Source organism: Roseovarius sp. A-2, assembly GCF_002072155.1.
GTDB lineage: Bacteria > Pseudomonadota > Alphaproteobacteria > Rhodobacterales > Rhodobacteraceae > Roseovarius.
This window is the reverse complement of record NZ_BDIY01000054.1, coordinates 1-5,963: the sequence shown is the minus strand read 5'-3', so window position 1 is coordinate 5,963 and position 5,963 is coordinate 1. Positions and strand designations below refer to the sequence as shown.

Sequence of the window (5,963 nt, the reverse complement as noted above, 5' to 3'; positions counted from 1 at the left end):
GCGCCGCGACAATCAAAAACACAAACCACTTGATCGCGGCTGAAAAGACCGCCATCGTCACAAACGTCGCGACCAAGGATTCTCATCCTGATTGACGCGCTCTTCTCACCCAGATTGTCGCGCTACAGGCGGCGGTGATGGCCTCGGGGAAGCCCTTGAGACCGTCCACGACCGCGATCAGAACGTCCTGAACCCCACGGTTCTTCAACTCGTTCATCACCGACAGCCAGAACTTGGCCCCTTCGTTGTCGGCAATCCACAGGCCAAGCACCTCGCGCACCCCGTCACGGGTGACGCCCAAGGCCACGTAAACAGCCTTGTTCTTGACCATTCGGCTGTCAGCGTCGCGGATCTTGACCCGCAGCGCGTCGAAGATCACGATCGGATACATCCGCTCCAGCGCTCGGCTCTGCCAGTCCCGCACCTCATCCAGAACGGCGTCTGTGACGCGGCTGATCAGGTCAGGCGAGACCTGCAGCCCGTAGACATCCTCAAGGTGGGCGCGGATGTCGCGCACCGTCAGACCGGCGGCATAGAGCCCGACGATCTTGTCGTCGATGCCGTCGATCCGGGTCTGGCCCTTCTTCACCAACTCCGGCTCAAAACTGCCATCGCGGTCGCGCGGCACGGCGATTGGCACCTCGCCGTCCTGACCCTTCAGCCGCTTTGCGGACGTGCCGTTGCGCCGGTTGGCCTGCCCCACGGGCGCGTCCTTGCCATCCTCGTAGCCCAGATGCGCAGTCAGCTCGGCACCCAGCATCCGCTCCATGAGCTTGATCTTGAGTTCCTTCATCAGCCCGGCATCGCCGAGCAGATCCTCTGGCCGCTCGCAGCCCTTCAGCAACTCGTCCAGTAGTTCCTTGGAAATTGTCATCGTCCTTGCTCCTCTCAGAAAGCATGGACCAAATCCCAGTTACACAGAAGATCGGACACTCTCCGTGGGCGAGGTCTACGTCAATGGTGAGCTCGAAGCGCCGCGCCAGGTCATGCACCTTATGACCAGCGAGACCGTGCGGACCACCGACTACAGCCTCGCACAGCAGGAAGAAATGCCGCTCAGCCCTGATGAGTGGCACGTGGCCGAGCAGCCCCACCACACGCATCTGATCGTTCTGCCTGTCGCGCCGACCGACAAGGGCCCCGCCTTCAGTCCGGTGCCCACGGCATTCGAACTGCCAAAAGGCGAGACGCAGCCCTTCATGCACATCATGTTCGAGCAGGACACAGTGGTGAACTGAGCCCGGATCGACTTGGCCGGCCCCGCCGGGGCCGGTTCATCCAGCGACCCATCCAGGACCGCAGGTCTTTGTAAAACGCATACACACGGAGGTCCGCCATGCCAGTCCGTAAAGCACCGCTCGCCCTTGCCGCATCTGTCATTGCCGGTATGACTGCGGGGGCCGTGGCTGCTCACAGTCTCGAGGTCGAAGGAGAAGAATACGCCTTCAAGCCGGCCCGGATCGAAGTCGAGGCCGGCGAGACCGTCGAGATTACCTTCGAGAACACCGGCGCGCTGAGTCACAACCTCGAGATCCCGAGGCTCGACGTCGCCACCGAGACGATACAGTCGGGCAAGACGGCAACGCTGACTGTGACGCCCGACGAACCGGGATCCTACGAAATCAAGTGCAGCGTTCCCGGACACGCCCCCGCTGGCATGACTGGCAAACTTGTGGTCGCCGAATAGCCCCGACCACCTCCGGAACCTGTTGCAACTTTGCGGGTAAAGACGCGATGTCGTCGTCCAGATTGCTAGCTTACCAGCCTGTCACCCTGATCGAAGCGGGAAAACTCTCGCCAACGGCGGTAGAAGGCTCGGGGTCGGACCAAGTTGGGCCGGACTCTAATTCCAAATGGAGGAAAAATTCCGTGGCAGGTCAGCCGGACCACCTTCATAATGGTTTCGTACAGAAAGGTCGCGCCGCTCATGACCCGCTCGGTATCGTTGTCCTCGGGTGGAGACGGCGGAAGACCGAGCGGGCTCTTTATTCTCCGAACGAAAGAGAACCGCATTCAGGAAGTCCTTGAAACCTCCCCTCTGATAGGCGTAGCGTTCAAAATGTTGTCAAACATCGGCGAAGTATGTTCAGCAGATTTGCGTATTTCTTCGAGAGTCTCGGCATCTGCGTCGCTCTCGACCTCTACCGTGTAGGCGAGTTCGGTAAAGCCCGGGCGCACTGAAGTGTCGGTGTTGAGATAACCTCGTAGATCGAATGGTGCGGACACCCGAATCCTGAGATTGCGAAAATCGACACCGCGTTGGCGCGCCTTGGTGGCCCAGCCGATCGTGAGGCAGGTGCCGAGCGAGGCAAGCAGGAGTTCCATAGGGTCGATCTGCTCGTCGCGTCCACCGAGTGCCTCGGGTTCATCAGTCTCAATCGTGAATGAGCGCGCCCGGGTCACGGCCTGGGCACCTTCGCGCCACTCGGTTATTGCTTCGAAGCTGCCTTTGCCTGCATCTGGATCACGACTTACTGCATCGCGGGTCGCTTCGTAGGCGTCGAGATTGAGGGCCTTCAAACCGTTTGTCATTTCACATCTCCTTCGTGTTACATCCTTGTTCATTTGGCAGTGGCGCAAAACCAAACAACGAAAATCAACCGATTGTGACCGGCAGACCGTCGCGACGAAGTTCCTTCCGCTGAGAAGACTGGTGACTCACTCGCAAGCGTTGGCGTGATTGAATTCGAACTCCCCGCTTTGGATCATTGCCAGAACGTCGGACATGCTCGGGCGGTCACCCCAGTAGGTACCGAACCAAGCCAGCCGGACAATGCCGTCAGGGTCGATGATGATCGTGGCCGGGCGGTTGATGTATTCGGCATGAACAGCATAGGCCATCGGATCGATGCCGTAGCGCCCCCCGACTGCACCCGCCCGGTCGATCAAGTGTGGCCACCAGATGTTGTCGATATAGGCTTCCTGAAAAGACTCCCCGGCAAACCAGTATTTCGGGTCCAGTTCCTTGCCGACCATCACGCGTGTACGGTAGGTATCATGAGCTTCTAGTGTGGCGACGCACACGTTGGTCCTGCGGAACTCGTCGCGCAGTTCGATGAGTTCTGCGAATTCACGATGGCAGACGGGACACCAGTCAGCGAATACCCAGACCAGCACAACCCAGTGCTCGCCGTCGAGAGCCTGACCCAGATGCCAACGGTCCCCGTCCGTGTCGGGTAATTCGAAGTCAGCCGCCGTGTCGCCCGCGCGGACACGCCCGAAGGACGCCGGATCCAACGTGCGAAAGGCCTCGCGCAGCTGCTCTGTCGCCCCCATTGATTTCTCGATCTGGTCGATGGCCAGCTCGGCCTGATGACGAACATCCTGGGATGGGTCTTTCTCCTGGATGCGTCCGAGCACTTTCAGCGTTTCTCTATGCCCGATCTGGCCAAGGGCCATGGTGGCCGCTGAGCGTGCTAGTGCGTCAGGGTCTTGCTTGACGGTACGCTCCAGCGCGCGCGCCGCGGCTTCGTCGCCGATAATCCCCAGAGCTGTGGCGACGACGTAACGGACCTGGATGTCAGCAGCGTCCAATCCTTTGACAATGTCTTCGAGCGCGCCTGCTCCGGCGACGACCAGATCGCGCACGGCAAGCAGGCGGACTTGCCAATCATTATCAGCAAAGTCGGCGATGCCATCCGTCAGCAGCCTGCGATCCTTGGTGAAACTCTCTTCGCTGACTGGATGGAAAGCGTGGTTGGCCACGCGCTGAAATACGTCAGAGATCGAAGTCGGCGGTGTGTTCTTGGGTTCGTCAACTACAGTCATACCTACTCTCGTTCGGTCGTTGATCTATCAATGGTGCTAGGGACATTGCATGGACCCGACGCTCATCCAAATTCGCTCTCTGAGCCGGTGTGTCTGAGCCGGTGCCAGGGTGCCGGACCGAAAGTCGGATTTCCGTCAGGCCAATGCATTACCCGTCATTGATGACGATGCCAGTAAGCACGTACATGGGCATCAGTTTGGCGGAATACTTGTTCGTGCTCTTTCTCATGGAGGAGCATCCTACTCACGGGGAAGGGCCTCCGGTAAACCCGGAAAGTTTCACATTTCCGCGATCGCTTCGACTATTTTCGGCGTAGCCATCAGGATTATCTGTCGGCACGTTTTCCTTCAGCGCGGGTGACTCGTAGCGCAATTCCTTGACCTCAGGCGATGTCGCCTGGTGGGCGGTATCCCCGGCGACAGCATCACCCGCAGGTCCCGGGCGGCAGGGGTCTTCAAACGCCCAGGCTGAAACCAGCCCATTCGAAGAAGCTCGGCGATGCCACGGGCATCCCGCCGATCCGTCTTGACCGGAATGGCGGATAGAGCGGCATGAACCCTGCGCGTCTCCATCAGAACGCTGTGCAAGCCTCTCTGCTTGAGGCTCTCAACAAGGAAGCCAGACATGGGCCAGCTTCGAGACCGATCCCAGCAATCTCATCAGAAAACGGATCCAGCGCATTTGCGAGATCCTCAGGATGGCTACGCGCAGAAAACTCTTTCTTGACGCAACCATCTGCGGCGATCATGCACACGGCCGTACTCTCAACTGAAACATCAAGCCCTATGTAATACGTCATGGTCATCTCCTCTTTCCCGAAAACCACCACAATAATGGTGGCGAATCGGCCCGATGACCGCATCTCCGTTACGAAAACCTCAAATCTGTCCCATAGGTGCTGACGTCAGACACCCGGCGGCGGATGTTGTGCCGATCCGTTCTTCGAGGTTAATGAGATTTGTCTCCCTGGCCTTGAGGTCGTCGACGGTTTCCAGGAGTTCCTTGAGCGAGCGTCCCAATCGATCGCGGCAAATGACGGCGAGCGTTTAATGCGGATAGCGCTTGACCAGCCCAGCGACCGGTCGGCTCCGTTTATCCAAGGCTCTGGTTGCCGCAAGAGCGATCGCGCGATTGGTTGTTGTTCTGGCGCGCTCCGCTTTTGTTCCTTGCAACTGTACCGGTCCCCCGACAGATACGCCGATCGCTGTGCCATCGCCGGAGCCAAGATAAGCGATGTTGCCTTTAAGCCGGTTTTCGAGGCCAACTTCCAGATTGCTTGCCGAAATAGGGCTTGCTGAAAAGGCGACAACCAGAAGGTTCGCGTTGCTGGCGTAGGCCATCAAAGGTCGGTTAACACCGAAACAATCGCCCGCCGTTGTAGCCAAATGTTCGAGCAGGGAAGCGAACTGTTCGGGCGAAGATCGAGAGTGGATCTTTTCGATCCGATCCAAGTTGACGGCGAACACCTGAACGTCGGTTGCTTCCTTTCGGGGCAACTGGGTCAGATAATTCGACAGAACCGTGTGGTCGACGAGATTTGTCACGCCTACGATCCGTATTCCTTCGGGTAGTTCGAAGCCGTAGTCGGGTGCCGGAATCGATGGGGGGCCCATATCTGCCGTCCGAGCAAGGGTCTTCTCGCGTGCCTGACCTGCTTCCTGCGCCAGTTGCAGGCGCGCGCCCAGCTCTTCGATGTCGAATGGTTTGGATACGTAGTCCGTCGCACCTGCCCGGAAGGCCTCGCCCATGTGCTTCATGTCACGCATGGCAGTCAGCATCACGATCGGCGTCTCGCGATACCGGGGAATCTGGCGAACACGTCGGCAGAGTTCGATACCGTCCATGTCCGGCATGTTGATGTCGAACAGAAGGCAATCGAAGACCGATTCGGTGCTTTCAAGCAGCTTGAGAGCCTGTTCACCCGAAACGACGGGCCTGACCCGCGAGAAGCCTACCTTCGCTGAGATCATCGGTATGAGTTCCAGGATGAAGGGATCGTCATCGACGGCGAGGATGCTCATCGACGTTTCGGCAATCGCCCAATGTGTACTGGCCAAGGGTTCAGACGGGATTGCCAACTTGTTTGCAGTGCGGCGCTTGGTTAGGCATTGGGTATGAATATACCGTCCTCCATGCCGCGCTTGAAAGGCTACCGATTCCCTCGTGAAATCGTTGCATATGCCGTCTGGGTCTA

General features: G+C 58.6%; 8 protein-coding genes and 1 pseudogene. 3 read left to right on the top strand and 6 right to left on the bottom strand.

The window, feature by feature from the left end; genetic code table 11:
- Nucleotides 1-82 precede the first annotated feature (82 nt).
- Nucleotides 83-874, bottom strand: coding sequence for an IS256 family transposase (locus tag BHD06_RS22125; protein WP_254892573.1), 792 nt, complete (start codon nucleotides 872-874; stop codon nucleotides 83-85).
- Between the two features lie 64 nt (nucleotides 875-938).
- Here BHD06_RS22125 and BHD06_RS22120 point away from each other — a divergent pair, with 64 nt between their 5' ends.
- Both BHD06_RS22120 and BHD06_RS22115 read left to right on the top strand, forming a co-directional pair.
- Complete coding sequence (locus tag BHD06_RS22120; RefSeq protein ID WP_080459109.1) at nucleotides 939-1,238, top strand: hypothetical protein; 300 nt, start codon at nucleotides 939-941, stop codon at nucleotides 1,236-1,238.
- 98 nt (nucleotides 1,239-1,336) lie between these two features.
- A complete protein-coding gene (locus tag BHD06_RS22115; protein ID WP_080459108.1) occupies nucleotides 1,337-1,687 on the top strand; it encodes a cupredoxin domain-containing protein in 351 nt (116 codons plus the stop codon).
- Nucleotides 1,688-2,013: 326 nt separating this feature from the next.
- On the opposite strand, the gene BHD06_RS22110 is transcribed toward BHD06_RS22115, so the two are convergent.
- The 5 genes from BHD06_RS22110 to BHD06_RS24600 all read right to left on the bottom strand — a co-directional run bounded on the left by BHD06_RS22110 (nucleotide 2,014) and on the right by BHD06_RS24600 (nucleotide 5,739).
- Nucleotides 2,014-2,532, bottom strand: coding sequence for an OsmC family protein (locus BHD06_RS22110; RefSeq protein WP_176214472.1), 519 nt, complete (start codon nucleotides 2,530-2,532; stop codon nucleotides 2,014-2,016).
- 126 nt (nucleotides 2,533-2,658) lie between these two features.
- The gene (locus BHD06_RS22105) at nucleotides 2,659-3,768 is read right to left on the bottom strand and encodes a HEAT repeat domain-containing protein (protein ID WP_080459106.1); all 1,110 of its coding nucleotides are present in this window, start codon (nucleotides 3,766-3,768) and stop codon (nucleotides 2,659-2,661) included.
- Nucleotides 3,769-4,340: 572 nt separating this feature from the next.
- Entirely contained in the window at nucleotides 4,341-4,568 is a 228-nt protein-coding gene (locus BHD06_RS22100; RefSeq protein WP_139784853.1) for a hypothetical protein, read from the bottom strand.
- Nucleotides 4,569-4,647: 79 nt separating this feature from the next.
- Entirely contained in the window at nucleotides 4,648-4,803 is a 156-nt protein-coding gene (locus BHD06_RS24605; protein WP_303245701.1) for a recombinase family protein, read from the bottom strand.
- A 12-nt stretch (nucleotides 4,804-4,815) separates the two neighbouring features.
- Nucleotides 4,816-5,739, bottom strand: coding sequence for a PleD family two-component system response regulator (locus tag BHD06_RS24600; protein WP_254892574.1), 924 nt, complete (start codon nucleotides 5,737-5,739; stop codon nucleotides 4,816-4,818).
- A gap of 144 nt (nucleotides 5,740-5,883) precedes the next feature.
- Between BHD06_RS24600 and BHD06_RS23385 the strand changes: the two are divergent.
- Nucleotides 5,884-5,963: pseudogene (locus BHD06_RS23385) on the top strand (IS6 family transposase); the annotation flags it as partial.

Excerpts from the sequence above, each read along its gene's own strand:
- BHD06_RS22125 (WP_254892573.1), bottom strand. The coding sequence starts at position 874 with ATGACAATTTCCAAGGAACTACTGGACGAGTTGCTGAAGGGCTGCGAG.
- BHD06_RS22115 (WP_080459108.1), top strand. The coding sequence starts at position 1,337 with ATGCCAGTCCGTAAAGCACCGCTCGCCCTTGCCGCATCTGTCATTGCC.
- BHD06_RS22110 (WP_176214472.1), bottom strand. The coding sequence starts at position 2,532 with ATGACAAACGGTTTGAAGGCCCTCAATCTCGACGCCTACGAAGCGACC.
- BHD06_RS22105 (WP_080459106.1), bottom strand. The coding sequence starts at position 3,768 with ATGACTGTAGTTGACGAACCCAAGAACACACCGCCGACTTCGATCTCT.
- BHD06_RS22100 (WP_139784853.1), bottom strand. The coding sequence starts at position 4,568 with ATGACGTATTACATAGGGCTTGATGTTTCAGTTGAGAGTACGGCCGTG.
- BHD06_RS24600 (WP_254892574.1), bottom strand. The coding sequence starts at position 5,739 with ATGATCTCAGCGAAGGTAGGCTTCTCGCGGGTCAGGCCCGTCGTTTCG.